This window comes from Pseudonocardia humida, assembly GCF_023898865.1.
In the GTDB taxonomy this organism is placed as follows: domain Bacteria; phylum Actinomycetota; class Actinomycetes; order Mycobacteriales; family Pseudonocardiaceae; genus Pseudonocardia; species Pseudonocardia humida.
Map to the genome: position 1 here is coordinate 52,466 of NZ_JAGSOV010000079.1, position 24,366 is coordinate 76,831.

Annotated in this window: 19 protein-coding genes and 2 tRNA genes; 15 read left to right on the top strand and 6 right to left on the bottom strand. The window is 74.7% G+C overall.

What is annotated here, in order from left to right; translation table 11 throughout:
- Positions 1–137: 137 nt before the first annotated feature.
- Positions 138–1,103: a hypothetical protein gene (locus KDL28_RS35120; RefSeq protein ID WP_252445679.1), complete on the bottom strand. Its 966-nt coding sequence runs from the start codon at positions 1,101–1,103 to the stop codon at positions 138–140.
- 181 nt (positions 1,104–1,284) lie between these two features.
- The gene (locus KDL28_RS35125) at positions 1,285–1,596 is read right to left on the bottom strand and encodes an EthD family reductase (RefSeq protein ID WP_252445681.1); all 312 of its coding nucleotides are present in this window, start codon (positions 1,594–1,596) and stop codon (positions 1,285–1,287) included.
- A gap of 283 nt (positions 1,597–1,879) precedes the next feature.
- Between KDL28_RS35125 and cimA the strand changes: the two genes are divergently transcribed.
- Entirely contained in the window at positions 1,880–3,508 is a 1,629-nt protein-coding gene (cimA, locus tag KDL28_RS35130) for a citramalate synthase (protein ID WP_252445683.1), read from the top strand.
- A gap of 10 nt (positions 3,509–3,518) precedes the next feature.
- Here the strand turns inward: cimA and KDL28_RS35135 are convergent, their stop codons facing one another.
- Positions 3,519–4,145, bottom strand: a complete 627-nt coding sequence (locus KDL28_RS35135) for a TetR/AcrR family transcriptional regulator (protein ID WP_252445684.1) — start codon at positions 4,143–4,145, stop codon at positions 3,519–3,521.
- A 283-nt stretch (positions 4,146–4,428) separates the two neighbouring features.
- On the opposite strand from KDL28_RS35135, the gene KDL28_RS35140 reads away from it, so the two are divergent.
- From KDL28_RS35140 to KDL28_RS35175, 8 genes are read left to right on the top strand one after another with little or no spacing between them, the layout of a single operon-like run.
- The gene (locus KDL28_RS35140; RefSeq protein ID WP_252445685.1) at positions 4,429–5,175 is read left to right on the top strand and encodes a glycosyltransferase; all 747 of its coding nucleotides are present in this window, start codon (positions 4,429–4,431) and stop codon (positions 5,173–5,175) included.
- A complete protein-coding gene (locus KDL28_RS35145) occupies positions 5,172–6,698 on the top strand; it encodes a glycosyltransferase family 4 protein (protein WP_252445686.1) in 1,527 nt (508 codons plus the stop codon). The genes KDL28_RS35140 and KDL28_RS35145 overlap by 4 nt, the downstream gene beginning before the upstream one ends.
- Positions 6,695–9,250: a glycosyltransferase gene (locus KDL28_RS41855; protein WP_252445687.1), complete on the top strand. Its 2,556-nt coding sequence runs from the start codon at positions 6,695–6,697 to the stop codon at positions 9,248–9,250. The genes KDL28_RS35145 and KDL28_RS41855 overlap by 4 nt, the downstream gene beginning before the upstream one ends.
- On the top strand, positions 9,247–10,809 hold the full coding sequence (locus KDL28_RS35155) for an ArnT family glycosyltransferase (protein ID WP_252445688.1): 1,563 nt from the start codon (positions 9,247–9,249) through the stop codon (positions 10,807–10,809). The genes KDL28_RS41855 and KDL28_RS35155 overlap by 4 nt, the downstream gene beginning before the upstream one ends.
- Positions 10,806–12,122 carry a glycoside hydrolase family 5 protein gene (locus KDL28_RS35160; protein ID WP_252445689.1) on the top strand — a complete coding sequence of 439 codons (1,317 nt, stop codon included), beginning with the start codon at positions 10,806–10,808 and terminating at the stop codon, positions 12,120–12,122. The genes KDL28_RS35155 and KDL28_RS35160 overlap by 4 nt, the downstream gene beginning before the upstream one ends.
- 5 nt (positions 12,123–12,127) lie before the next feature.
- Complete coding sequence (locus tag KDL28_RS35165; protein ID WP_252445690.1) at positions 12,128–13,228, top strand: glycosyltransferase family 4 protein; 1,101 nt, start codon at positions 12,128–12,130, stop codon at positions 13,226–13,228.
- Positions 13,225–14,028 (top strand): PIG-L deacetylase family protein, encoded by an 804-nt coding sequence (locus KDL28_RS35170; RefSeq protein ID WP_252445691.1) that lies wholly within the window; start codon positions 13,225–13,227, stop codon positions 14,026–14,028. The genes KDL28_RS35165 and KDL28_RS35170 overlap by 4 nt, the downstream gene beginning before the upstream one ends.
- A gap of 7 nt (positions 14,029–14,035) precedes the next feature.
- The gene (locus KDL28_RS35175) at positions 14,036–14,815 is read left to right on the top strand and encodes a GNAT family N-acetyltransferase (RefSeq protein WP_252445715.1); all 780 of its coding nucleotides are present in this window, start codon (positions 14,036–14,038) and stop codon (positions 14,813–14,815) included.
- 131 nt (positions 14,816–14,946) lie between these two features.
- Here KDL28_RS35175 and KDL28_RS35180 read toward each other — a convergent pair whose 3' ends face one another.
- Positions 14,947–16,284, bottom strand: a complete 1,338-nt coding sequence (locus tag KDL28_RS35180) for an FAD-dependent oxidoreductase (RefSeq protein ID WP_252445693.1) — start codon at positions 16,282–16,284, stop codon at positions 14,947–14,949.
- A gap of 71 nt (positions 16,285–16,355) precedes the next feature.
- Here KDL28_RS35180 and gltX point away from each other — a divergent pair, with 71 nt between their 5' ends.
- The 3 genes from gltX to KDL28_RS35195 all read left to right on the top strand — a co-directional run bounded on the left by gltX (position 16,356) and on the right by KDL28_RS35195 (position 18,146).
- Positions 16,356–17,876: a glutamate--tRNA ligase gene (gene gltX / locus KDL28_RS35185; RefSeq protein ID WP_252445695.1), complete on the top strand. Its 1,521-nt coding sequence runs from the start codon at positions 16,356–16,358 to the stop codon at positions 17,874–17,876.
- Positions 17,877–17,940: 64 nt separating this feature from the next.
- Positions 17,941–18,012 (top strand) — tRNA-Gln (locus KDL28_RS35190).
- 61 nt (positions 18,013–18,073) lie between these two features.
- Positions 18,074–18,146: transfer RNA gene (locus tag KDL28_RS35195), tRNA-Glu, on the top strand.
- 251 nt (positions 18,147–18,397) lie between these two features.
- On the opposite strand, the gene KDL28_RS35200 is transcribed toward KDL28_RS35195, so the two are convergent.
- Entirely contained in the window at positions 18,398–20,311 is a 1,914-nt protein-coding gene (locus tag KDL28_RS35200) for an Hsp70 family protein (RefSeq protein ID WP_252445698.1), read from the bottom strand.
- A 168-nt stretch (positions 20,312–20,479) separates the two neighbouring features.
- The gene (locus KDL28_RS35205) at positions 20,480–21,181 is read right to left on the bottom strand and encodes an IclR family transcriptional regulator (protein ID WP_252445700.1); all 702 of its coding nucleotides are present in this window, start codon (positions 21,179–21,181) and stop codon (positions 20,480–20,482) included.
- Between the two features lie 97 nt (positions 21,182–21,278).
- Here KDL28_RS35205 and leuC point away from each other — a divergent pair, with 97 nt between their 5' ends.
- The 3 genes from leuC to KDL28_RS35220 all read left to right on the top strand — a co-directional run bounded on the left by leuC (position 21,279) and on the right by KDL28_RS35220 (position 24,175).
- On the top strand, positions 21,279–22,709 hold the full coding sequence (leuC, locus tag KDL28_RS35210; protein ID WP_252445702.1) for a 3-isopropylmalate dehydratase large subunit: 1,431 nt from the start codon (positions 21,279–21,281) through the stop codon (positions 22,707–22,709).
- Complete coding sequence (gene leuD / locus KDL28_RS35215) at positions 22,709–23,296, top strand: 3-isopropylmalate dehydratase small subunit (RefSeq protein WP_252445704.1); 588 nt, start codon at positions 22,709–22,711, stop codon at positions 23,294–23,296. Before leuC ends, leuD begins: the two co-directional genes overlap by 1 nt.
- Before the next feature lie 75 nt (positions 23,297–23,371).
- The gene (locus tag KDL28_RS35220; RefSeq protein WP_252445706.1) at positions 23,372–24,175 is read left to right on the top strand and encodes an SAM-dependent methyltransferase; all 804 of its coding nucleotides are present in this window, start codon (positions 23,372–23,374) and stop codon (positions 24,173–24,175) included.
- Positions 24,176–24,366: the final 191 nt, after the last annotated feature.

Genomic DNA, 24,366 nt, shown 5'->3' on the forward strand with positions numbered 1-24,366 from the left:
GCGGCGCTCGCTCGCACAACCGCCAACCCGAATGTCAGGAAAGCCACCATCAGGACCTCTAGCGTCCTGATGGTGGCTTTCCTGACATCGATCGCGGGGTTCGCAGCGCCCGTGGAGGGGCCGGTGGGGCCTGGAGGCTAGGAGCGCGCGGGTGTCGCTCTGAGAGGTGGCCGGGGACGGGCCCTGGCCTGCTCGTAGGTCGCGCGCAGGACAGCCGCGACCGCTTCCGGCTCGCGGAGCACCCGGTTGGGCTTGGTCGCGGTGTAGACGGCGCCGGCTGCCGTGAAGCCCGCTGCGCGGCGCACCGTCCGATCGTGGTCGGATGGGCTCAGGTGCCATTCGGTGGATTCGATCTCCCACACCATCGCCACATCGTCGACCCAGCAGTCGGCGATCCCGAGGAACTCGCCGTCGGCGGTCCTGATCTCGGCGTTCCACCAGGGCTCCGGCAGACCCGCTGATCGCCAGAGCCGCTGCGCGGCCCGTTCCGCGGCGGATCGGATACCTTCACCCATGTCAGCGAGCACCCGTCGGGGCACCGCAGTGCCCCGACGTGAACCGGCTTCGAGTTCAGCTCCCAGCTCCGCGACGGTGCACCTGCCGCGCTGGACCGGCTCGGACAACAGCTCCACGACGTCGGAGCCGGACCGCAGCCGGCGCACCGCGTCGATGCAAGCGCGGGGCAGCGGCGCCAGCGGGATCCCGCCCTTGCTGATCGGGGCCGGTAGCCGCTCGGTCCGCTGGACCTGCACGAACCCCACTGACCGGACCTGCCGGTGGTGCGGGACGAGCACCTCGAGCTCGTCGTGGAGCCGACTCGGGCTGCGTCGCATCCCGTGGCGCCGGCACGCCTCCACGCCGGTGATCACCGAATCCGCTCCGCACAGCAGCAGCGCCGCGAAGACCAGCTGATCGCGGGTCGGGGTCCCGGTGAAGAGCAGCACGATCCCGGGGAGGATCCGCTGCCATGGCCCTCCGTCCAGGCAGCGACGGTAGACGGTTCGTTCGGTGAACCCGAACATCGCCAACTGCCGCGCTGTGGCGACCCCGGTCGGGAACGCCCTGCGCAACTCACCGTGCCGCTCCCCGAGAACGCGCGTCATGGCCCAGCATGTTGAGCCATCCCGACCCCTGTCGTGGGCGGATCCACCAAACCCATGTCAGGAAAGCCACCATCAGGACGCCAGAGGTCCTGATGGTGGCTTTCCTGACATTCGGGTGAGTGGGGGCGCCCCCGTGGGAGGGGCGGCGAGGGACGGGAAGGGGGAAGGGGAGGAGGGGCGGTCAGGTGGCGAGGGTGGCGGAGCCGGAGAGCATGGTGGCGCCGTTGGTGGCGAAGTTCGCCACGTCGCCGGTGGCGGCGGCACCCTCGGGGCTGGTCACGGCGGCGCCGAAGGCGGCCTCGTCGTCCCACTCGAGCACGGCGATGAGGTGGTAGGCGGGCTTGCTGCCGTCGGGGCCGGGGGCCGGGTGGGAGACGGAGTAGCGGCGCAGCCCGGGCATCTTCGACGCCAGGGGGATGTGGACCTCGTTGTAGTGCTTGTCGAACGCGGCGGCGTCGTCGGGGTGGTGGTAGAGCACGGTGAGCTGGTACACGGGCACCCTCCGGTTGCGGGCCCGCGGGCGCCGGTGCCCGCGGACTCCGGGTCCATGCCTAGTGGATCGGAAACGGTCTGAACAGACCGTCCCACTTCCTGGGAGGCCGGTGTGACAGCGTGGGAACGTCCGTGCAACACTCGGGGCGTGCAGCACCTCTGCGTGATCATTATCGACGAGCGCGTCGGCTAACCAGCACCACGGCCGACGCGCAGACCTCTCGCACCCGCGAGGGGTCTTTTTTGTTGCCCGATCACGCCCCACCACACCAGGAGCACCCCCGATGAGCCGTACCGAACCGGCCGGAACCCCGCTCGGCGACGCCTTCCACGTCTACGACACGACGTTGCGGGACGGTGCGCAGAGCGAGGGCATCAGCTACTCGGTGGCCGACAAGCTGGCGGTCGCGCGGCAGCTGGACGCGCTCGGGGTGGGGTTCATCGAGGGCGGGTGGCCGGGGGCGCTGCCCAAGGACACCGAGTTCTTCGCGCGGGCGGCGGCGGGGGAGCTGGAGCTGCGGCACGCGGCGCTGGTGGCGTTCGGCTCGACCCGCAAGGCGGGGGTCGCGGTCCAGGACGACGCGCAGGTCCGGGCGCTGCTGGACAGCGCGGCGCCGGTGGTGACGCTGGTGGCGAAGTCCGACCGGCGCCACATCGAGCGGGCGCTGCGCACCGACGTCGACGAGAACTGCGCGATGGTCGCCGACACGGTCGCCTTCCTGCGCGCGGAGGGCCGGCGGGTGTTCCTGGACGCCGAGCACTTCTTCGACGGCTACAGGTTCGACCCGGACACGGCGCTGCGGGTGCTGGACGCGGCCGTCACGGCGGGCGCGGACGTCGCCGTGCTCTGCGACACCAACGGCGGGATGCTGCCGCTGGGGATCGCGGAGGTGGTCGGTGACGTGGCCGCCCGCACCGGGTTCCGCCTGGGCATCCACTGCCAGGACGACACGTCCTCGGCGGTCGCCAACTCGGTGACCGCCGTCCAGGCCGGCGCCACGCACGTGCAGTGCACCGCCAACGGCTACGGCGAGCGGACCGGCAACGCCGATCTGTTCGCCGTCGTCGGCAACCTGGTGACCAAGCTGGGCAAGCCCGTCCTACCGGACGGCGCGCTCGGCGAGCTGACCCGCACCTCGCACGCGTTGGCCGAGCTGGCCAACCTCGCCCCGAACACCCATCAGGCATACGTCGGGACGTCAGCGTTCGCCCACAAGGCGGGCCTGCACGCGAGTGCGATCAAGGTGGACCCGGAGCTCTACAACCACATGAACCCCGTGGACGTGGGCAACGGGCAGCGGGTGCTGGTCACGGAGATGGCCGGCCGGGCCAGCGTCGAGCTCAAGGGGACCGAGCTCGGGCTGGACCTGGCCGGCCGTCCGGACGCCGTGTCGTCGGTGGTGGCGACGGTGAAGGAGCGGGAGGCGCACGGCTGGTCGTTCGAGGCCGCCGACGCCTCGCTGGAGCTGCTCATGCGCGGCGCGCTCGGCGAGGGCGGGCAGGCGCCGTTCGCCGTGGAGTCCTACCGGGTGATCGTCGAGCACCGGCCGGACGGCGGGCTCGTCGCCGAGGCGACCGTGCGGATCCTGCACGAGGGCGAGCGGCTCATCGCGACCGCCGAGGGCAACGGCCCGGTCAACGCGCTCGACGCGGCGCTGCGCAAGGCGCTGACGCCGTCGTGCCCGTGGCTGGAGCACGTCGAGCTGGCCGACTACAAGGTCCGGATCCTCAACCGCGGCGGCGACGAGGGCCACGGCACGGACGCGGTGACCCGCGTGCTGCTGCAGGCCACCGACGGCGCCGGCTCGTGGACGACGATCGGGGTGCACGGCAACATCGTCGAGGCGTCCTGGCTGGCGCTGGTCGACATGCTGGCCTACGCGGCCACCCGCCGCCAGCCCGCCCCGGCCTGACCGGAGCCCGTCAGGTGGGGGGGATCAGGAGGTCGGTGAGGGCGTCGACGACGTCGTCGGTGGGTTCCTCGCCGCGCATCCGGCGCAGCAGCAGGGTACCCAGGGCGACGTCGAGCAGCAGGGGCACGTCGACGTCGTGCGGGAGGTCGCGGCGGGCGGCCGCGGCCAGCAGGACGGCGGCGTCGGCGGCCCGGCGCGGGCCCAGCAGTGCGGCCAGCCGCTGGGCGGCGTCGGGGTCGCGGCGGGCCTCGGCGGCCAGCGCGGGCAGGGCGTCGGCCATGGTGGCGGCGGTGTCGGTGTGCGCCAGGCGGGCCACCACGGCGCGGACGTCGCGGCGGGTCTCGCCGCTGATGGCGACCTCGACGGTCGGCAGGGTGTCGGCGATGGCGTCGATGACGAGCGCGGCCTTGGTCGGCCACCAGCGGTAGACCGTGGTCTTGCCGACGCCTGCGCGCGCGGCGACCGCCTCCATGGTCAGGCTCTGGTAGCCGACCTCGGGCAGCAGCGCCGTCACCGCGGCCAGCACGGCCGAGCGGGCGCGCTCGCTGCGCGGGCGGCCCGGGCCGCCGGTCGGCGCCGGCCGTCGGGGACCGTGCGTCGCCGGGGCGCGCCCGTTCGGGCCGCCGGTGCTGTCCACCCGGACCTCGTTTCGCTACGTAGCGTGTCGTGATGCGTGCTCACGTCGCACCATGGTTCCGGCGGGCGACGGGCTTCGTATGCACACACCGTAGCTGACGCCCGGGTGTTCCTCGCTCTGACGAGCGCTCGATCACAGCAGCGAGCACCAACAGCGCTAGATTCGTCACTCAGTGTCATGCCAGTGTCGCCCAGATCACGATACGCACCGTTGCGTATTGCTCCGAACAGGGCAATAGTTGAACTGCCCAACAAACCAGCGATCATTTGCGGAAGGTGACCACATGGCGGTCGCGGAAGAAGGACCGGCTCCGGGGGGCGCGGCGGACCTCGACGTCGTCATCCCCGCCTACAACGAGTCGGCGCGGCTGCCGCAGACCCTGCGGGAGACCGTCCCGTTCCTGGCCGAGCTGCCATGGCGCACCCGCGTGATCGTGGTCGACAACGGCAGCGTGGACGGCACCGCGGCGGCCGCCGTCGACGCCGCCCGGCAGGTCGACCACCGGGTCACCGTGGACGTCATCGGCTGCTCGCGCCCCGGTAAGGGCGCCGCGGTCCGGCGCGGGATCCTGGCCGGGCGCGCCCCCCTGGTCGGCTTCTTCGACGCCGACCTGGCCACCCCGCTGCAGACGCTGCCCACCGCCGTCGCCGCGCTGCGCGACGGCGCCGCCGCGGTGATCGCCTCCCGGCACGTGCCCGGCGCCAGCTTCGTGCACGCCCAGCCCTTCACCCGCCGCCTCGGCGGCCACGTGTTCCGCGCGCTGTCCGGCTCGCTGGTCCACGGCGTGGCCGACACCCAGTGCGGCTTCAAGTTCTTCCAGCGCGCCGCCGTGCGCGCGGCCCTGGTCCGCACGCGGACCACCGGTTTCGCCTTCGACGTCGAGCTGCTGGCCCGCATCCAGCGCGACGGCGGTGAGGTCGTCGAGCTCCCCGTGGCCTGGACCGACCGGGCCGGCTCGACCTTCCACCCCGTCCGCGACGGGGTCGCCAGCTACAAGGCCGTCCTGGCCCTGCACGGAGGTGTCCGATGACCGAGCTCGCCCGTCCGACCACGCTCCTCGCGATCGTCCCCACCACCCACGCCGACGCCCAGCCCCCGACGCGCGCGGTCGAGCCCACCACCCCCACCACGCTGAGCCGGCTGGCCGGGCGCCGCATCCTGGTCCTGAACTGGCGCGACGTGCACCACCCGCAGGCCGGCGGCGCCGAGCAGTACATGCACCGCATCGCCCGCCGCTGGGCCGCCGCGGGCGCCGAGGTCACGTGGCTGACCGCCGCCGTGCCGGGCCGCCCGGCCCGCGAGGTCGTCGACGGGGTGACGGTGCTGCGGGCCGGTGGGGCGCTGAGCATCTACCCGCGGGTCGCGCTGTCGCTGCTGCGCCGCAAGGTGGGCCCGGTCGACCACGTCGTGGACTGCCAGAACGGCATCCCGTTCTTCAGCCCGCTGTTCGTCGGGGCGGGCGTGCCGGTCGTGCAGGTCGTGCACCACATCCACCAGGAGCAGTTCAGCACCCGGTTCGGGCCGGTCATGGCGGCCGTCGGGCGGTTCATGGAGGGCCCGGTCAGCCGCTCGGTCTACCGCGGGCGCCCGATCGTCGCGGTCTCGCCGTCGACCCGGGAGGGCGTGCGGCGCCGGCTGCGCCTGCGCGGCCCGATCCACGTGGTGCCCAACGGCATCGACACGACCCCGCCGATCCGCTCCCCGCGCGACCCCGAGCCGACGATCGCCGTGGTCAGCAGGCTCGTCCCGCACAAGCGCGTCGACCTGCTGCTGGGCCAGCTGGTGCCGGTGGCCGCGGCGATCCCGCGGCTGCGCGTCGACATCGTCGGCGACGGCCCGGAGCGCGCCCGGCTGCAGGGCCTGGCCGCCGAGCTCGGCCTCGGCGACGTCGTCACCTTCCACGGCTTCCAACCCGACCACGCCCGCGACGAGCTGCTCGAGCGCGCCTGGCTGACCACCAGCACCTCCGACGCCGAGGGCTGGGGTCTGTCGATCATGGAGGCCGCCGCGCACGGCGTGCCGACGGTCGCCCTGGACGTCCCCGGCGTGCGCGACTCGGTGGTCCCCGGGCGCACCGGCTGGCTGGTCCCGCGGGCCACCGCGTTCGGCGACGCGCTGGTGGACGCGCTGCACGAGCTGGCCGACGACGCCCGTGCCCGCGAGCTGACCGCGGCCTGCCAGGCCTGGGCGCGCTCGTTCGGCTGGGACCGCAGCGCCGAGCTGCTGGCCGGCGTGCTGCTGGGCTCGGCCACCCACGCCGAGGACACCCGGGGCGCCCGCGCCGACATCGGTGTCGTCGCCGACGTGCGCCGCCCGCGCGGCTGGTCGTCGGCCAGCTGGACGCTGCGCCCGACCGACCAGGTCAGCGCGCACGGCGACCGGGTCTCGCTGCTGCTCACCGGCTGCGACGAGGTCGACGCGGGCGAGGTGCTGCGCAGGCTCGGCGTCACCGACGCCCGGGTCCGCCTGGCCGACCGCTTCGACCTGCTCGTCGGCCCGTCCGGCATGCCGGACGCGGTGCGCCCGGCCCCGTCGCGGCGGGAGGCGGGGTGACCGCCGCGGCGACCGCCACAGCGCTCTCCCCGCAGGTCGGCGACCCCCTCGACCCCGTCGCGGGGGTGGCCCGAAGCGGCGTGATGCTGTCGGCGTCGGCCGGGCTGGTCGGCGTGCTCAGCTACGCGTGCACGCTGCTGATGGCGCACCTGCTGCCGACCGCGCAGTACACCCAGTACGCCGCCGCGCAGATGATCGTCGGCATCGTCGGGATCGTGGCCCACGCGCTGGTCCCGCTGCCGCTGGCCGACCTGGTCCGCAGGCACGCCCGGCGCACCGCGGGCCGCCGCGACGCCATGTCGTTCGCGGTGCTGGTCTCGCTGGGGGTCGGTCTGGTCGCCGCGGTGGTCTCCGGCGCGATCGTGGCCGCGTTCGCCGACACCGACGTCGCGCTGGCCACGGCGTTCGCCTCGCTGGTGCTGTTCGCCGTCGCGCCCGCCCAGGGCTGGCTGCAGGGCGAGCTGCGCTTCGCCCGCTACGCCGTCGTGTCGGTGCTGGAGGTGGTCGCGCGCGTCGTGTTCAGCGTCGCCGTGGTGCTGGCCGGGGCCGGCCCAGCCGGGGCCCTCATCGGGTTCGCCGTCGGCGGTCTGGTGCTGGTCACCGGGCCGGTGGTGATGCTGCGCGACCTGAGCTGGCGCCCCGTCGTGCTGCTCGAACGCGGCCGATGGTCCGAGACCGGCGACATCGCGCTGGTCCAGCTGGTGGTGTCGGTGCTGGTCGGCGCGGACGTCGTGCTGGTCGCCCTGCTGGGCAGCGGGACCGCCTCGGAGGCGGGGTTCCAGGCGCTGGCCACCCTGGCCAAGGGGCCCGTGTACGTGGCGGCCGGGACGGTGCTGGTCGTCTTCCCGGTGCTGCGCGGGCAGGGGGTGGCCGCGGCCGAGGTGCTGCGCTCGTCGCTGGCCTCGTTCCGGGCACTGGCGCTGGTCGCCGCGGTGCTGCTGGCCACCGTGCCCGCCCCGCTGGTGCTGCTGGTGCTGCCCGCCGAGTACGCCGCCTCGCTCGGCCTCGCCCCCTGGCTGGCCGCGGCCGGTCTGGGCTACGGCGCGGTGACCGTGCTGGCCACCGTGCTGCTGGCGGTGCGCCGGTACCGGCGCACGCGCGCGGCGCTCGCCGTCGCGGCCGTCGCGCTGCCGGCCGGGCTGGTCGCCGGGTGGGCACTCGACGGCGTCCACGGCCTGGCCGTGGGCGCCGCGATCGGCGCGCTGGTGGCGACGCTCGGCATGGCCGCCATCGCCGCTCCGGTGCTGCCCGGGGGCACCGGCTGGGCCACCCTGCGCGACGTCCTCGCCGCACTGGTGCTGCTCGGGACGGCCTGGCCGGCGCGCTCGGTTCCGGTGCTGTGGCTCGGGGTCGCCGTCGCGGCCGGGCTGCTCGTGCTGCGCGCGGCCCGCTCCGGACCCGACGACGCGGGGTCCGAGCAGACCACGGGCCGGCACTCCCGCCGCTCGCTGCGCATCCTGCACCTGGGCTTCGAGGACCCGCGGATGCCCGGCGCCGGCGGCGGCTCCCGGCGCACCCACGAGATCAACCGCAGGCTCGTCGCCCGCGGACACGAGGTCACCGTGCTCACCACCCGCTTCCCCGGCCACCGCGACCGCGTCCAGGACGGCGTCCGCTACGTGCACATCGGCCTCGGCGCCGGGCGCAACCGGATCACCCGCACCGCCGGCTACGTGCTGGCCGCCGTGCGCGAGTGCCGCACGCGGCCCGCCGACGTGGTCGTCGAGGACTTCTTCGCCCCGGTGTCCAGCGCCGCGGCCCCGTTGTGGAGCGGGCGGCCCACCGTCGGCGTCGTGCAGTGGCTCAACGCCCACGAGAAGGCGCGCCAGTACCGGGTGCCGTTCCACCTGGTGGAGCGGTTCGGGGTGCGCCGCCACGTGCGGATGGTCGCGGTCTCCCACCACGTGGGCGTCGCCCTGCAGGCGCTCAACCCGACCGCGGCGATCGAGGTGATCGGCAACGGGATCCCGTCCGGGGCCGTGCTCACCCGCCGCGCCCCCGGCCCCGACGTGCTGTTCGTCGGCCGGCTGGAGATCGCCCAGAAGGGGCTCGACCTGCTGCTGCGGGCCTGGGAGCTGGCCTCCACCCGGATCGGCGGCGACCTGGTGCTGGCCGGTTCCGGCCCGGACGAGGCCCGGCTGCGCGACATGGTCGAGCGGGCCGGGCTCGCCGACCGCGTGCGGTTCGTCGGGTGGGTCGGCGAGGACGAGGCGCTGGAGCTGATGGGCGGGGCCCGGCTGGTCGCGATGCCGTCGCGGTTCGAGACGTTCGGGATGGTCGCGGTCGAGGCGATGGCCACCGGCACGCCGGTCGTCGCCTTCGACATCGACGCGCTGCGCGAGGTGCTGCCGGCCGGCTTCACCCGCCGGGTGCCGGCCTTCGACGTCGAGGCCTTCGCCGCGGAGCTCGTCTCGGCCTACCACGACGACGAGTGGATCGCCGCGGCCGCCCCGCTGGCCCGCCGGTTCGCCGCGGGTTTCGACTGGGACGTGCTGGCCGCCCGCCAGGAGGCCGTCTACGCCGAGGCCGCCGGGACGGGGGCCGCGCGATGAGCGCGCCGACCCGGGAGATGGTGAGCGCGGAGCGGGGCCACGGCTCGGTCCTGCACGCCCGACCGGAGCTCTGGGCGCTGGGGCTGGGGGTGCTGGCCCTCGCGCTGCGGGCGCTGGGCCTGCGCACCGCCAACGAGGTCTTCATCGACGAGGTGACCTACGCCGCGCTGGCCGACCAGGTCGCCCACGGCCACCTGCCCAGCTCCGCGGGCCAGCCGTTCTTCCTGCACCCGCCGGCGTCGTTCGCGCTGAACGGGCTGGTCATCAGGCTGTTCGGGCTCTCCGGCGACGCGATGGACCTGGCCCTGCAGCTGCGCTGGGTCAACGCGGTGCTCGGCGCGGCCACCGTGGTCGTGGCCTACTTCCTGGTGCGCAGGCTGGCCGGTCCGGTGCCGGCGCTGCTGGCCGGGCTCGTGCTGGTCGCCGACCCGTTCGTGCTGCGCATGGACGGTCGGGTCATGATCGAGACGCCGGCCGGGCTGGCGGTGCTGGTCGGCTGGCTGTTCCTGCTGCGCGCGTTCGACCACGAACCGGGGCCCGCCCGCGCCGCGGGCGAGGTCCCCGCGGCGCTGTTCTTCGGCATCGCGCTGGTGTGCAAGGACATGACGGCCGTGTTCACGCTGGCGCCGCTGGTGCTGGCGGCGCTGTGGAAGCGCACCCTGCCCTGGGCGAGCGTGGGCCGGATGCTGCCGGTGGTCGCGGTGCCCTACGTCGGCTACCTGCTCCTGATCGCCAACGACGGGCTGGCCACCGACTTCGTCGACCAGAAGCTGACCGGCGTGCTGCGGATGGCAGGCGTGGTCCAGGAGACCGGCTTCAACGCCGCCCCCGGCGCCGACCTGGCCGGCAGGCTGGTCGAGATGGTCGGCCGGTTCGGCACCAGCTACCTGCTGCTGGCGCTGTGCCCGCTGGTCGGGCTGGTCGCGGCCCTCTCGGCCTCCCCGGTGCGCAGGCTGATCGGGTTGTTCGCGCTGTGCGCCGGGCTGCTCGGCGCCTACTGCGTGCTCGCCGGGGCCGCCGAGGAGCAGTTCGGCTACTCCGTCGTGCTGGCCGCGGTGCTGGCCACCCCGGTCGCGGCGCGCGAGCTCATCGCGCGGCGGCCGGGCCTGCGCCGCCCGCTCGCGGCGCTGGCCGTGCTGTTCTGCCTGACCGGCGCGGCGCTCGGGATCCAGGCCCGGACCACCACCGACGACGGCCTGCTGGCGGCCCGCGACTGGATGGTCGCGACGCTGCCGGCCGACGCCAGGGTCGGCCTGACCTCGGTGACCGGCGAGTTCGCGCTGCTGCCGCACGGCGACTGGGACGTCTGGCCGTCGCTGGCCTCGTTGGAGTCCAACGGCGCGCAGTACGCGCTCACCCAGAGCCACCCGCTCAGCCAGGGCTACGGCTACGCCGCGCCCGAGCTGCTGGACTGGCTGCCCGCGCACGCCGAGCCGGTGTTCACGGTCTCCGGGCCGTCGGGCGGCGACACGGTGGTCTGGCGGCTCGACCGGGCCCAGCTGGCCGGGGCCGTCGCGGCCGGGACCACGCTGCCCCCGGTGACGGGCGGCTACCCGTGAGGTGGCCGCTGAGGGCGCTGCCGCTGGCCCTGGTCGTGGTGGTCGCCGGCTGCGCGCAGCCTGCGGCGCCCGAACCGTGGACGACGTCGATGGCGTTCGGCGTGCTCGGCGCGACCTGCGAGCCCGACCGGCTCTCCGCGCTGCGCGACGCCGGGGTCACCGTCGTCGAGCTGCCGCTGGCCTGGGACCGCTTCCAGCCCGCCCCCGGCGAGGTCGACCAGGACTACGCCGCGCAGGCCCGGGACCGCCTCGGCGCCTGCCGGGACGCGGGGATGCGGGTCGTGCTGGCCCCCGGGCTGCACTACCCACCCCCGTGGGTGCGCGAGCTGCCCGGCGGGACCCCGCGCGGCAGCTCCGGCGGCCGCGCCGACGGCGTCGACCTCGTCTTCAGCGCGACCGTGCGCGACGCCGCCGCCGACTACCTCGCCCGCCTCGCCTCCGACGTCGGGTTCGACGGCGTGAGCGCGGTCCGGGTGGGCACGACCTCGACCGGTGAGCTCGGCTACCCCGGTCCGACGGCCGGCGGGCACGAGCGCGAGTACTGGGCCTCCGGCCCGGCCGCCCAGTCCGGCGCGGGCCTGGCCGAGGGGCTGACCGCGTCGCCGCTGCCGGGCTGGGTGCCCGGGTCCCCGGTGTGGGCGGGCGGCGACGTCACGGCGGAGCAGGTGGACGGCTGGTTCTCCTGGTACGCCGACGCCCCCGTCGAGGCGGTCTCCTGGCAGCTCGACCGGCTCCGCGAGCTGGGCTTCACCGGCCGCGCGCACGTCCCCGTGGCCGGGCGCGGGGTGTTGCCCGCCGACCGCGCCGAGGCCGTCGCCGGACTGCTGGACGGCCGCGCGGACCCCGACGGCGCGCTGGAGCGGGGCCTGGACCACCCGGCCGCGTTCGCCGCCCTCGCCGCGCGCCCCGACGCCGACCGGATCGACATCGACTTCACCGGCCTGGACGACGTCACCGCCGTCCGGGCCAGGGCCGCGGGCCAGGACCGGTGCCGTCCCGGCGACGAGGACGGCCTGCTGGAGCGGGCCGACGTCGCCTCCTGGTCGGCCCAGCGGTTCACCACGGCGCTCGCCCGGCGGGCCGGGCTCGGGCTGGTGGGGGAGAACCCCGGCCCGCCCGACGCCCCGCACACCGGCGGCGCCGAAGACTCCGACCCGCTCGCCGAGCAGCTGCGGCTGGCCCCGGCCTACGCCGTCGACTGCGGCCTGACGACGTTCCTGTTCGCCTTCGAGGACGACCTGTTCAGCGGCGCCACCGGCGTGGACGTCGCGGACTACGCGGACCGCATCGCGGCCTCCGCCGGAAGGGAGTGACCGCCGTGCGTGTGCTGCACCTGGGGTTCGAGGACCCGGCCATGCCCGGCGCGGGCGGGGGCTCGGTCCGGACCCACGAGATCAACCGCAGGCTCGTCCAGCGCGGCCACGAGATCACCGTGCTGACCACCCGGTTCCCCGGCTGCGTCGACCGCGTCCAGGACGGCGTGCGCTACCTGCACGTCGGAGCGGGCAAGGGCGGCAACAAGTGGACCCGGCTGCTCGGGTACGTGCAGGGCCTGCCCGCCGCGGCCCGCCGCCAGCCCGCCGACCTGGTGGTGGAGGACTTCTTCGCGCCGTTCTCGTCGATGGCCGCGCCGCGCTGGACCGGGCGCCCGACCCTCGGCATGGTCCAGTGGCTGCACGCGGGCGACAAGAGCCGCCAGTACAAGCTGCCGCTGCACCTGCTGGAGCGCGTCGGCGTGCGCAGCCACCGCAGGCTGGTCGCCGTCTCCCACGGCACGGCCGAGCAGCTGCGCGCGCTCAACCCGGCGGCCCGGGTCGAGGTGATCGGCAACGGCGTCGAGCCGGCCGCGTTCGCAGGCGACCAGCAGGCGGGCCGCGACGTGGTGTTCATCGGCCGCCTCGAGCTCGGCGGCAAGGGCCTGGACCTGCTCCTGGGCGCCTGGGCCGCGGTGCACCGGTTCGTCGACGGCGACCTGGTGATCGCCGGCGGCGGCCCGGACTCCGACCGGGTGCGCCGCGAGGTCGCCCGGCTCGGGCTCGACGGGCGGGTCCGGTTCGCCGGCTGGGTGAGCGGGGCGGCCAAGTGGCGGCTGCTCGGCGGGGCCCGGGTCGTCGTCGTGCCCTCGCGGCACGAGACGTTCGGCATGGTCGCGCTGGAGGCGATGGCCGCGGCGACCCCGGTGGTCGCCTTCGACATCCCGGGTCTGCGCGAGGTCGTGCCGGCAGGCAGCGGCTGGCGCGTCCCGCCGTTCGACGTCGTCGCGCTGGCCGAGCGCATCCGCGCGGTCTGCGCCGACCCCGCGGTGGCCACGGCGGCCGGCGCGTCCGGGCGCCGGTTCGCCGCCGGGTTCGACTGGGACGTGCTGGCCGACCGCCAGGACGAGGTGTACCGCTCGGTGCTCGAGGAGGCAGTCCGATGACCACTGGACCGGCAGGTTCGACGCCGACCCCCGCCGCCGTGCGCGACGTGCTGGACGGGGCGCCGAGCCTGTTCCTCTCGCCGCACCTGGACGACGCGGTGCTGTCCTGCGGGGTGCTGCTGCGCCGCGCGGCCGGCGCGGGGCAGGCGACCGTGGCCACGGTGTTCAGCGAGGCCGCGGCCGGCCCGCACACCCGGGCGGCCCGCTCGTTCCTGCGCCAGTGCGGGGCGAGCGGCGGCGCCGAGGACCTGTTCGCCGAGCGGCGGGCCGAGGACGTCGAGGTGGTCGAGGCGGCCGGGGCCCGCGCGGTGCACCTGGGCCGGCGCGACGCGCTGTTCCGCACCCGGCGCGGTGTCCCCGGCGCGCTGGGCCGGGTGCTGCCCGAGCTCACCCACCGCTACCCGACGTTCCGCTTCGACATCGCCCGCGGCCGGGTCAGCGGCGGGGAGCGCGACCTGGCGGCGCGGATCGCCGAGCAGGTCGAGGCGCTGCTCGCCCGGACCGGCGCGCGGGTCGTGTTCTGCCCGCTGGGCGTCGGCTCGCACGTCGACCACGTGCTGGTCCGCTCGGTCGGGCCGGAGCTGGGCGGCCGGGTCGTCTACTACGCCGACTTCCCGTACGCGCTGCGCTCGGGCCCCGATCCCGCGTTCCTGGCCGCGCACGGGCTGCGCCGCTGGGTCAGCCCGGACGACCCGGACGGCAAGCGGGCCCTGATCGAGGGCTACCGCACCCAGGTCGACGCGCTGTTCCCCGGCGGCCGGGTCCCCGCCCGGGCCGAGGAGTACTTCCTGCCAGGCTGACCCGGTGATGGGGACGTTCACGGCGGTGGTGCGGCGGATCGACGGGTTCTGCGACGAGGTGCCCCGGCAGTGGGCGACCGTGGAGGACGACGGGCCGCTGCGGCTGTTCGTGCGCGAGGGGCCGGGCTGGCCGTTCTACGCCCGCCCGGTGCCCGGCGGCGGCCCGGTGACCGGCGCCGACGTGGTCCGCGTCCGGGCCAGGCAGCGGGAGCTGCGGTTGCCCGAGGCGTTCGAGTGGCTCCCCGCCGCGGCCCCGTCGATGCTCGACGCCGTGCGCGACGCGGGCATGGCCCCGCGGCTGTGCCCGCTGCTGGTGCTCGAGGGCGAACCGCTGCCGAGCCCCCTCCCGCCGGGCTACGACGCCCGGCTGCTCGGCCCGGCCGACGGCGACCTGGCGGCCGCGGCCGACGCCCTGCACGCGGTGGCGGCCGAGGCCTTCGGGCTGGGGGCCCAGCGCGGCCTGTCCGCGACCGAGCTCGCCGCCCTGCGCACCGACCTGGCCGACGGCCGGGTGGCCCGGCTCCTGGTGACCGGCCCCGACGGCCCGGTGGCCGCCGGTTCGGCGCAGCGCTCCGGCGACGTGGTGGAGATCGTCGGGATCGGCACCCTGCCGCCGGCCCGCCGCCGGGGCCTGGCCGGCGCGGTCACCGCGGTGCTGGCCGGCGCGGCCAGGGCGGCCGGCGCCGACGTCGTCTTCCTCGCCGCCGCCGACGAACCGGCTTCCCGGGTCTACCAGCGGGTGGGCTTCCAGGTCGTCGGCCACACCGGCATCGCCGAGGCGCCCTGACCCCCACCCCTCGCTCCCTCCGCACCCGCCTCACCCCGGAAGTTCAGGAAAGCCACGATGCTGTCCCCCGAGGGCGGCATCGTGGCTTTCCTGAACTCTCTGCATGGGCGGGCGGCGAGGGGGTGGGTGGGTCAGGAGCTTTGGGGGGTGCGTTCCTGGGCGGCCGGCGTGGCCGGGCGGCGGGCCCAGGCCGGGGCGTGCTCGGGCAGCGGGCCGATGCCGACCAGCCGGGCGGGGATGCCCTGCAACACCGGGAACCGGTTGGCCAGCCGCAGCGGCAGCGGCAGCGCACCACCCGCCGTGCGGTCGACCTCGTCGAGCATGCCGACCGCGCCGACGTGCGCGGTGGGGCCGTCGACGACCCGGGGCGCGGCCGAGCGCACCCGGAGGATCAACCGGTGGGCCAGCTTCTGCGCGCCCTGGATCAGCGCGGTGGGCCACCACCGGCGCAGCTGCACCCTGCGCAGCTGGCCGGGGCCCACGATGCCGCCCGAGCGCAGGGCCGGGGCCAGTATCCGGGCGGTGGCCACCGCGTCGGCCACGGCGAGGTTGATGCCGACCCCGCCGACCGGTGACATGGCGTGCGCGGCGTCGCCGATCAGCAGCAGGCCGTCGGCGTACCACCGGCGCAGCCGGTTCAGCTCGACGTTGAGCAGCTTGACGTCGTCGAACGACTCCAGGTCGGTCACCCGGTCGGCGACCCACGGGACGAGCGCGGCGATCCGGTCGCGGAAGCCGGCCAGCCCCTCGGCCCGCATCTGCTCGTCGGTGCCCTTGCCGATCAGGTAGGCGCACTGCCAGTAGTCGCCGCGGTCGATCATGACCATGAAGTGGCCCGCGGAGAGGCGGCCGACGCCGCCCTCGGGGTCGTCGTCGTGGCGGGGCAGCCGGAACCACCACACGTCCATCGGCACGCCGAACGCGCGCGCGGTGAGGCCGGCCGCCTCGCGGACCCGCGAGCCGCGGCCGTCGCAGGCGATGGTCAGCGAGGCGCGGATCTCGTGCTCGGTGCCGGTGGTGCGGTCGCGGTAGCGGACGCCGGCCACCCGAGACCCGTCGTGCAGCAGGTCGACGACCTCGGCGTGGCGCCGCAGGGTGAACGTCGGCTCCGCGGCCGCCGCGTCGGCGATCAGGTCGAGGAAGTCCCACTGCGGGACCAGCGCGATGTGCTGGTGCGCCCCGGGCAGCCTGCGCATGTCGCCGAGCTTGGCGAAGCCCCGGTCGAGCTGCACCTGGACGGACTCCATCCGGCGCTGCGGCAGGGCGGCGAAGCGCTCGCCGAGGCCGAGCTCGTCGAGCAGGGTGAGGGTGGACGCGTGGACGGTGTCGCCGCGGAAGTCGCGCAGGAAGTCGCCGTGCTTCTCCAGCACGGTCGTCTCGACCCCGGCGCGGGCCATGAGCAGCCCGAGCACGAGTCCGGCCGGACCGCCTCCGACGACGAGGCAGGTCGTGCGCTCGTTATTCGTCATGTGTTGAAATGTACTCCCGGATCCGGGCGGTGACCAGGGGGTTACCCCTGAACCGTAAGGTGGCGGGCATCATGACTGCCTCGTCCGCCGCCCCGACCGCCGTCCGGGTCCGGTTCAGCCCGTCGCCCACCGGCACCCCGCACGTCGGCCTCATCCGCACCGCCCTGTTCAACTGGGCGCACGCCCGCCACCACGGCGGCGCCTTCGTGTTCCGCATCGAGGACACCGACGCCGCCCGCGACAGCGACGAGTCCTACGCCGCGCTGCTCGACGCCCTGCGCTGGCTCGGGCTCGACTGGGACGAGGGCCCCGAGGTCGGCGGCCCGCACGGCCCCTACCGGCAGAGCCGGCGCGGTGAGGTCTACGCCGACGCGCTGCGCCGGCTGGTCGAGGCGGGCGAGGTCTACGAGTCGTACTCGTCCGCGGCCGAGATCGAGGCCCGGCACAAGGCGGCGGGCCGCGACCCGAAGCTCGGCTACGACAACTTCGACCGCGACCTCACCGACGCGCACCGCGTTGCGTTGCGGGCCGAGGGCCGGCTGCCCGTCTACCGGCTGCGCATGCCCGACCGCGACATCACGTTCGACGACCTCGTCCGCGGCCCGGTCACCTTCCGCGCCGGCACCGTCTCGGACTTCGTGCTGGCCCGCGGCGACGGCTCCCCGCTCTACCCCCTGACCAACCCGGTCGACGACGCCCTCATGGGCATCACCGACGTGCTGCGCGGCGAGGACCTGCTGTCCTCCACCCCCCGCCAGATCGCCCTGCTGGAGGCGCTGGCCCGGGTCGGCATCGGGAACGGCCCGTTCCGCTACGGGCACCTGCCCCTGGTGACCGGCGAGGGCAACCGCAAGCTGTCCAAGCGCGACCCCGAGTCGAACCTGTTCCTCTACCGCGAGCGCGGATTCGCCCCGGAGGGCCTGCTCAATTACCTGGCCCTGCTGGGATGGGCCATCGCCGAGGACCGCGACGTGTTCTCCCTCGACGAGATGGTGGCTGCGTTCGACGTTTCTCGGGTCTCCTCGAACGCGGCCCGCTTCGACCTGAAGAAGGCCGAGGCCATCAACGCCGCGCACCTGCGGGCGCTGCCGGTCGAGGAGTTCGCCCGCCGGGTCGAGCCCTACCTGGTGACCGAAGGTGTGATCGACGGCACGACCGCCGAGCCCGCCCCGACCCCCGAGCAGCGCGCCCTGCTCGCCGCGGCCGCGCCGCTGGTGCAGGAGCGCAGCGTGGTGCTCTCCGACGCCGCCCGCATGCTGCGCTTCCTCTTCGTCGACGGCGCCGGCTTCACCCTCGACGAGGACGCCGCCGCGAAGAACCTCGGCGCCGAGGCCGCACCCGTCCTGCGGGCCGCCTTGACTGGCCTCGACGAGCTGCCGACCTGGTCGAGCGAGGGTATCGAGGGGTCGCTGAAGGCCACGCTGATCGACGGGCTGGGCCTCAAGCCGCGCAAGGCGTTCGCCCCCGTCCGGGTGGCGGTGAGCGGTCGCACCGTGTCGCCGCCGCTGTACGAGTCGATGGAACTGCTGGGGCGGGAGCGGTCGCTGCGCAGGCTGAGGGCCGGTTTGGAGCGCGCCGAGGCCCTCGGCTAGAGTGTTCCACGCAGGGCGCGGACACCGGATCCCAGTCGAGGGGCCCCGGCTGATCCAGAACCCTTGGGGTATGGTGTAATTGGCAGCACGACTGATTCTGGTTCAGTTAGTCTAGGTTCGAGTCCTGGTACCCCAGCGGAAACGCCACAAAGACGATCTGATAGTCTGAGTGGGTTCCACTGCAAGGCAGATCCAAAGGCCCCGTCGTCTAGCGGCCTAGGACGCCGCCCTCTCAAGGCGGTAGCGCGGGTTCAAATCCCGTCGGGGCTACACGAGAATCCCCGTTCCGGTTCACCCGGAACGGGGATTTCTCATGTCCGGGTGGTATCAGGCGTCTTCGGGTGCTCGTGCAGTGCCTCCGGCGGCGCCTGCGCCGCGCCTGCGCGGCGGGCGACCTCGGATCCGTCCCGTGCGACCACGCACACCGGCCGCACGACGCACAGCCCGTGGTCGCCGCGCACATGTCGTGACATGTGCGCGGCAGCAGCCAGCTGTGCGTGGTGACGGCCGGTGTGCGTCGGCTAGACCGCTGGGGCTAGGGCCGGGCCCGCGGGAGGGGGAGGGGGCTCCTCCTCGTTCGGCGGCTCTTCGTCGTCGTCCGGGGGCGGCGGCTCCTCGTCGTCGTCCGGGGGCGGCGTCGTGGTCGGTGCCGGGGGCGGGGGTGTGGTCGTCGCCACCGGGGGCGGGGTGGTGGTCTCCAGGACCGGCGGGGTCGTCGGCACCGGGTCGGGGGTGCGCGAGATCGTCAGCGGTGGCGGCTTCGGCTTGGGCTTCTCCTCGGTGGTCTCCTCGGCCACCGGTTCCTCCGTGGGCTCGGCCTCCTCGACCGTGGTGGAGGCGGCCGGGGGCGCGGCGGGGGAGAAGCGGCCGGCGTCGGTGGCGATCGGGTCGGGGCCCGGCCACAGGAAGACCGTGGCGATCACGGCCACGGCCGCAGCGGCCCCGCCCACGCTGACCAGCGTCGCGGGCTTGTGCCTGCGCTCGTCGGCGTAGTCGTGGTCGGCGTCGGCGTAGTCGACGTCGTCAGGGCTCATCGTGGGGCGATCCGGGTAGGGGGCCGGCCGCACGGGGGGAGCGGCCGCTCGGGCCCCCATGCTGCCGGTCCCCGCGGCGCGCTGCGACGGCGGCCCCACGTGCGCGGTGGCGCCCATCGACGCCTGCGGCCCGTAGCCGCCGCGGGCCTGGGTGCCGTACCCGGGGCCGTCGTAGCGGTTGTCGAAGCGGGCCGAGGCCGCGGCCGCGCGCACGATGCCGGTGGGCACGACGTCGGTGACGCCCTCGGTGGCGCTGGTCATCGAGCCGCCGCGGCCGCCGTACCCCGGCGCGGGGCGCGGGGTGGGCACCCTGGCCATCGATCCCGCCGTACCCGAGGCGCCGGCCGGGGTCAGCGACAGGGCGGCACCCAGGGCGATGGCGTTCTTCGGGTCGGTGTCGACCGCGACCGGGCGCCCGAGCTGCTCGGACACCAGCTGGGCGACCAGCGGGATCCGCGACGAGCCGCCGACCAGCAGCACGGCGGTCAGCTGGGGCGGGGTGAGGCCCGCGGAGTGGATCGCCCGGCGCAGCGCGTCGACCGAGTCCTCGATGCGCAGCCGGATGAGCGACTCGAACTCGCTGCGGTGCAGCCGCACGGCGCCGTGCCCGGTGACCGGGACCGACACCTCGGTGTCGCTGCTGAGCGCCTCCTTGGCCTCGACGCACTCGCGGCGGATCGCGGCGATGGCCGACATCACCGAGAGGTCGGTGTCGTCGAGGTTGTCGAAGGCCTCCGGCAGCGCCTGCCGGACGTGCTCGAAGATGACCTCGTCGAAGTCGATGCCGCCGAGCCGCTCCAGGCCCTCCGGGCGGCCCAGCAGGCTGAAGCCCGCGGCGTCCTTGTGCACCAGCGCGGCGTCGAACGTGCCGCCGCCCAGGTCGTAGACGGCGATCGTGGAGCCGGGTTCCAGCCGCTCGGTCGTCGCGTAGTGCAGCGCCGCGGCCTGCGGCTCGGCCAGGAACGAGACCGGCAGGCCCTGCGCGGCCAGCGCGCTGCCCAGCCGGTCCTTCTTGTGCGCCCCCCACGACGCCGGGTGGGTGACGGCCACCCGGGCGGCCGGGCCGCCCTCGCGCTGCGCCACCCGTTCGACGACCCAGCGCACCAGCCGCGCCGACAGCTCCTCGGGCGCCCACGGCCGCCCCCCGACGACCAGCGGTGTCGGGTCGCCGATGCGGCGCTTGAACTCCCGCGCGACGTGGTCCGGCTCCGACAGCGCGCGGCGCTCCGCGGCGTCCCCCACCACGAGCTGGCCGTCGTCGCCGATGTAGAGCACCGACGGGACCGCGCTCGACCGGTCGCCGAGGTTGACGATCTCGCTCTCCCCGGGACGGGCACCGGACCGGCAGATCGCGGCGGCGGTGCGCGTCGTCCCCACGTCGATGCCGAGCAAATAACTCATCGTCACCCGTTTCGTCTCGATCGACGCCGGGTCCCCCTGCCCGGGCCGATGAGATCACGGTATCGGCACGGTCGTCGTCCGATCGGCTGGCCCCCGGCTACGGCGCGACAACACGGGTGGCGGAGTCCCGGATGCCGGGAACCTGTGCTAAAGCACTCTCGCGTTGCGTCAGAGGCGGTGCTGGAGGGCCTCGGCGGCGGCGAGGAGGTCGGCGGCCCAGCGGACGCCGGGGCGGCGGCCGATGCGGTCGACCGGCCCGGACACCGAGACGGCGGCGACGACCTGCCCGGAGCCGTCGCGGACGGGAGCGGAGACGCTGGCGACGCCGGACTCGCGCTCGGCGACGCTCTGCGCCCAGCCGCGCCTGCGCACGTCGACCAGGACGCGCTCGCCGTAGGTGGCGTCGGCCAGCAGGGCCCGCTGCACGGTGGGTTCCGCCCAGGCGGCGAGCACCTTGGCCCCCGAGCCCGCGGTCATCGGAAGGCGGGCGCCCACCGGGACGGTGTCGCGCAGGCCGCTGGCCGGCTCGGCGGTGGCGACGCAGACGCGCTGGGTGCCGTCGCGGCGGTAGAGCTGCACGCTCTCGCCGGTGATGTCGCGCAGCCGGGGCAGCACGGCCGAGGCCGCCTCCAGCAGCGGGTCGGTGCCGCCGGCGGCGAGCTCGGTGAGGGTGGGGCCGGGGCGCCAGCGGCCGTCGGCGCCGCGGTGCAGCAGCCCGTGCACCTCCAGGCCCACGGCGAGCCGGTGCGCTGTGGCCCTCGGCAGGCCCGTGCGCTGGCACAACTCGGACAGCCCGACCGGCTCGGCGGCGGCGACCCGCAGGACCCCCACGGCCTTGTCCAACACGCCGATCCCGCTATGCTGTCTCACGAGGCGATACTAACTTCTCGCTATCTGGGACGCCACTGTGATGCGCCCCGGATTCCGGGAACCCGTCGACAACAGGCGGGACGACGACAGGAAGGCGATGGCCGCGTTGACCACCACCGGACGCACGCTGGCCGAGAAGGTGTGGGACGAGCACCTCGTGCGGGCGGGCGAGGGCGACGAGCCCGACCTGCTCTACATCGACCTGCACCTCGTGCACGAGGTCACCAGCCCGCAGGCGTTCGACGGGCTGCGCCTGGCCGGGCGCCCGGTGCGCCGCCCCGACCTCACGCTCGCCACCGAGGACCACAACGTCCCCACCACCGACGTCGAGCTGCCGATCGCCGACCCGGTCTCGCGCACCCAGGTGGAGACGCTGCGCAAGAACTGCGCCGAGTTCGGCGTGCCGCTCTACCCGATGAACCACGCCGAGCAGGGCATCGTGCACGTCGTCGGCCCGCAGCTGGGGCTCACCCAGCCCGGGACGACCGTGGTCTGCGGCGACAGCCACACCTCCACGCACGGCGCGTTCGGCGCGATGGCCTTCGGCATCGGCACCTCCGAGGTCGAGCACGTGCTGGCCACCCAGACGCTGCCGCTGCGCCGCTTCAAGACCATGGCCATCAACATCGACAGCGCCACCGGGCGGCTGCGGCCCGGCGTCACCAGCAAGGACGTCGTGCTGGCCGTGATCGCCCAGATCGGCACCGGCGGCGGCCAGGGCTACGTGCTGGAGTACCGGGGCAACGTCGTCGAGAACCTTTCGATGGAAGCCCGGATGACCATCTGCAACATGTCGATCGAGGCGGGCGCCCGGGCCGGCATGATCGCCCCCGACGAGACGACGTTCGCCTACCTGGAGGGCCGCGACCGCGCCCCCACCGGCGAGCAGTGGGACGAGGCCGTCGCCGCGTGGCGCGAGCTGCGCACCGACGACGACGCCGTCTTCGACGCCGAGGTCGACATCGACGCCGACGCGCTCACCCCGTTCGTCACCTGGGGCACCAACCCCGGCCAGGGCCTGCCGCTGAGCGCCGACGTGCCCGACCCCGAGCGCATCGTCGACGAGAACGAGCGGGTCGCCGCGCAGAAGGCGCTGTCCTACATGGGCCTGGAGGCCGGGACGCCGTTGCGCGACATCCGGGTGGACACGGTCTTCGTCGGCTCCTGCACCAACGGCCGCATCGAGGACCTGCGCGCCGCCGCCGACGTCATCAAGGGCCGCAAGGTCGCCGACGGCGTCCGCATGCTGGTCGTGCCGGGGTCGATGCGGGTGCGGTTCCAGGCCGAGGACGAGGGCCTCGACGAGGTGTTCCGGTCGGCGGGCGCCGAGTGGCGCTCCGCGGGCTGCTCGATGTGCCTGGGCATGAACCCCGACCAGCTGGCCCCTGGCGAGCGCAGCGCGTCGACGTCCAACCGCAACTTCGAGGGCCGCCAGGGCAAGGGCGGCCGCACCCACCTGGTCTCGCCGCTGGTGGCCGCCGCGACGGCCGTGCGCGGGACCTTGAGCTCCCCGGAGGACCTGGCCTGATGGAGCCGTTCCGCACGCACACCGGCATCGGCGTCCCGCTGCGCCGCTCCAACGTCGACACCGACCAGATCATCCCGGCGGTCTACCTCAAGCGGGTCACCCGCACCGGCTTCGAGGACGGCCTGTTCTCGGCATGGCGCAACGACGAGTCGTTCATCCTGAACACCCCGCCGTTCGACCGCGGCTCCGTGCTGGTCGCCGGGCCCGACTTCGGCACCGGCTCCTCGCGCGAGCACGCCGTGTGGGCGCTGATGGACTACGGGTTCCGGGTCGTCATCTCCTCCCGGTTCGCCGACATCTTCCGCGGCAACTCGGCCAAGATGGGCCTGCTGGCCGCCCAGGTCGCCCAGCCCGACGTCGAGCTGCTGTGGAAGCTGCTGGAGAACGACCCGGGCACCGAGGTCACGGTCGACCTCGTGGAGCGCACCGTGCGGGCCCGCGACCTCACCGTCCGCTTCGACATCGACGAGTACACCCGCTGGCGGCTGCTGGAGGGGCTCGACGACATCGGCCTGACCCTGCGCCACGCCGAGCGGATCGCCGAGTTCGAGGCCGCCCGCCCGGCCCGGATGCCCACCACGAGCTGACCCTCGTGGCACCCGGCGCGGGTGCACAGGGGGAGGGGGTTGAGGCGGCCGGCGGGGAGCGGCAGCGTCGGAGTCGTGACCGAGGAAGCGCCCGACGGCGTCGACACATCCGTTCCCGCCTCACCCCGGATCTGGAACTACTGGCTCGGCGGCACCGACAACCACCCGGTCGACCGCGAGGCGGGCGACGCGTGGGCCGCGGTGCACCCGGAGATCTTCGACCTGGCCCGGGCGAGCCGCGCGTTCCTGCACCGCACGGTCACCTTCCTGGCCGCCGAGGCCGGCGTGCGGCAGTTCCTCGACGTCGGGTCGGGCCTGCCGACCGCGGACAACACCCACGAGGTCGCCCAGCGGGCCGCGCCCGACGCCCGGATCGTCTACGTCGACCAGGACCCCTCGGTGCGCGCCCATGCCGCCCGCTTCCTGCGGAGCTCGCCGGAAGGCGCCACCCACTACGTGCACACCGACATGCACGACACCGCCGCGGTGCTCGCGGGCGCGGGCGAGGTGCTGGACCTCTCCCGGCCGGTGGCCGTGCAGTTCATGGGGGTGCTCGGGCACCTCGCCGACATCGAGGAGGCGCGCGCCGTCGTGCGCGGGATCCTCGACCCGCTGCCCGCAGGCAGCTACCTGACGATCAACGACGGCGTGCTGCCCCGGGGGCCCAGCGCGGAGGCCGACGCCATCCGCAAGGCGCAGGACGAGTACGCCGAGACCGGCGCCGTGCCCTACCGCGACCGCGACCACGACGAGCTGCTGAGCCTGTTCGACGGCCTCGACCTGGTCGAACCGGGGTTCGTGCCGATGCACCTGTGGCGCCAGGAGGGGAGCGTCCCGCAGACCCCTGACCAGTACGGCGGGGTCGGGCGCAAGCCCTGATGCGCCACGAGGCGCTTCGTTATATCCCCGTTATAGACGGGAAGGACTCGGGAGGAGGTCCTTGGGTCTGATGGCTCACCTGGATCCGAAAGGTGAAGGGGACAGTAGCATGCCAGGAAAGCGGCAGTCATGCTCAGGCGTATGAGGTGACGTGCCGCGGGACCCGTGCGATATGGTGAAAGCTGGATTGC

Bases quoted from the DNA above. Each gene is read 5' to 3' on its own strand.
- KDL28_RS35200 (WP_252445698.1), bottom strand. From the start codon at position 20,311: ATGAGTTATTTGCTCGGCATCGACGTGGGGACGACGCGCACCGCCGCC.
- gltX (WP_252445695.1), top strand. From the start codon at position 16,356: ATGACTGCCTCGTCCGCCGCCCCGACCGCCGTCCGGGTCCGGTTCAGC.
- cimA (WP_252445683.1), top strand. From the start codon at position 1,880: ATGAGCCGTACCGAACCGGCCGGAACCCCGCTCGGCGACGCCTTCCAC.
- KDL28_RS35175 (WP_252445715.1), top strand. From the start codon at position 14,036: ATGGGGACGTTCACGGCGGTGGTGCGGCGGATCGACGGGTTCTGCGAC.
- KDL28_RS35145 (WP_252445686.1), top strand. From the start codon at position 5,172: ATGACCGAGCTCGCCCGTCCGACCACGCTCCTCGCGATCGTCCCCACC.
- leuD (WP_252445704.1), top strand. From the start codon at position 22,709: ATGGAGCCGTTCCGCACGCACACCGGCATCGGCGTCCCGCTGCGCCGC.
- KDL28_RS35120 (WP_252445679.1), bottom strand. From the start codon at position 1,103: ATGACGCGCGTTCTCGGGGAGCGGCACGGTGAGTTGCGCAGGGCGTTC.
- leuC (WP_252445702.1), top strand. From the start codon at position 21,279: ATGGCCGCGTTGACCACCACCGGACGCACGCTGGCCGAGAAGGTGTGG.
- KDL28_RS35170 (WP_252445691.1), top strand. From the start codon at position 13,225: ATGACCACTGGACCGGCAGGTTCGACGCCGACCCCCGCCGCCGTGCGC.
- KDL28_RS35155 (WP_252445688.1), top strand. From the start codon at position 9,247: ATGAGCGCGCCGACCCGGGAGATGGTGAGCGCGGAGCGGGGCCACGGC.
- KDL28_RS35180 (WP_252445693.1), bottom strand. From the start codon at position 16,284: ATGACGAATAACGAGCGCACGACCTGCCTCGTCGTCGGAGGCGGTCCG.
- KDL28_RS35140 (WP_252445685.1), top strand. From the start codon at position 4,429: ATGGCGGTCGCGGAAGAAGGACCGGCTCCGGGGGGCGCGGCGGACCTC.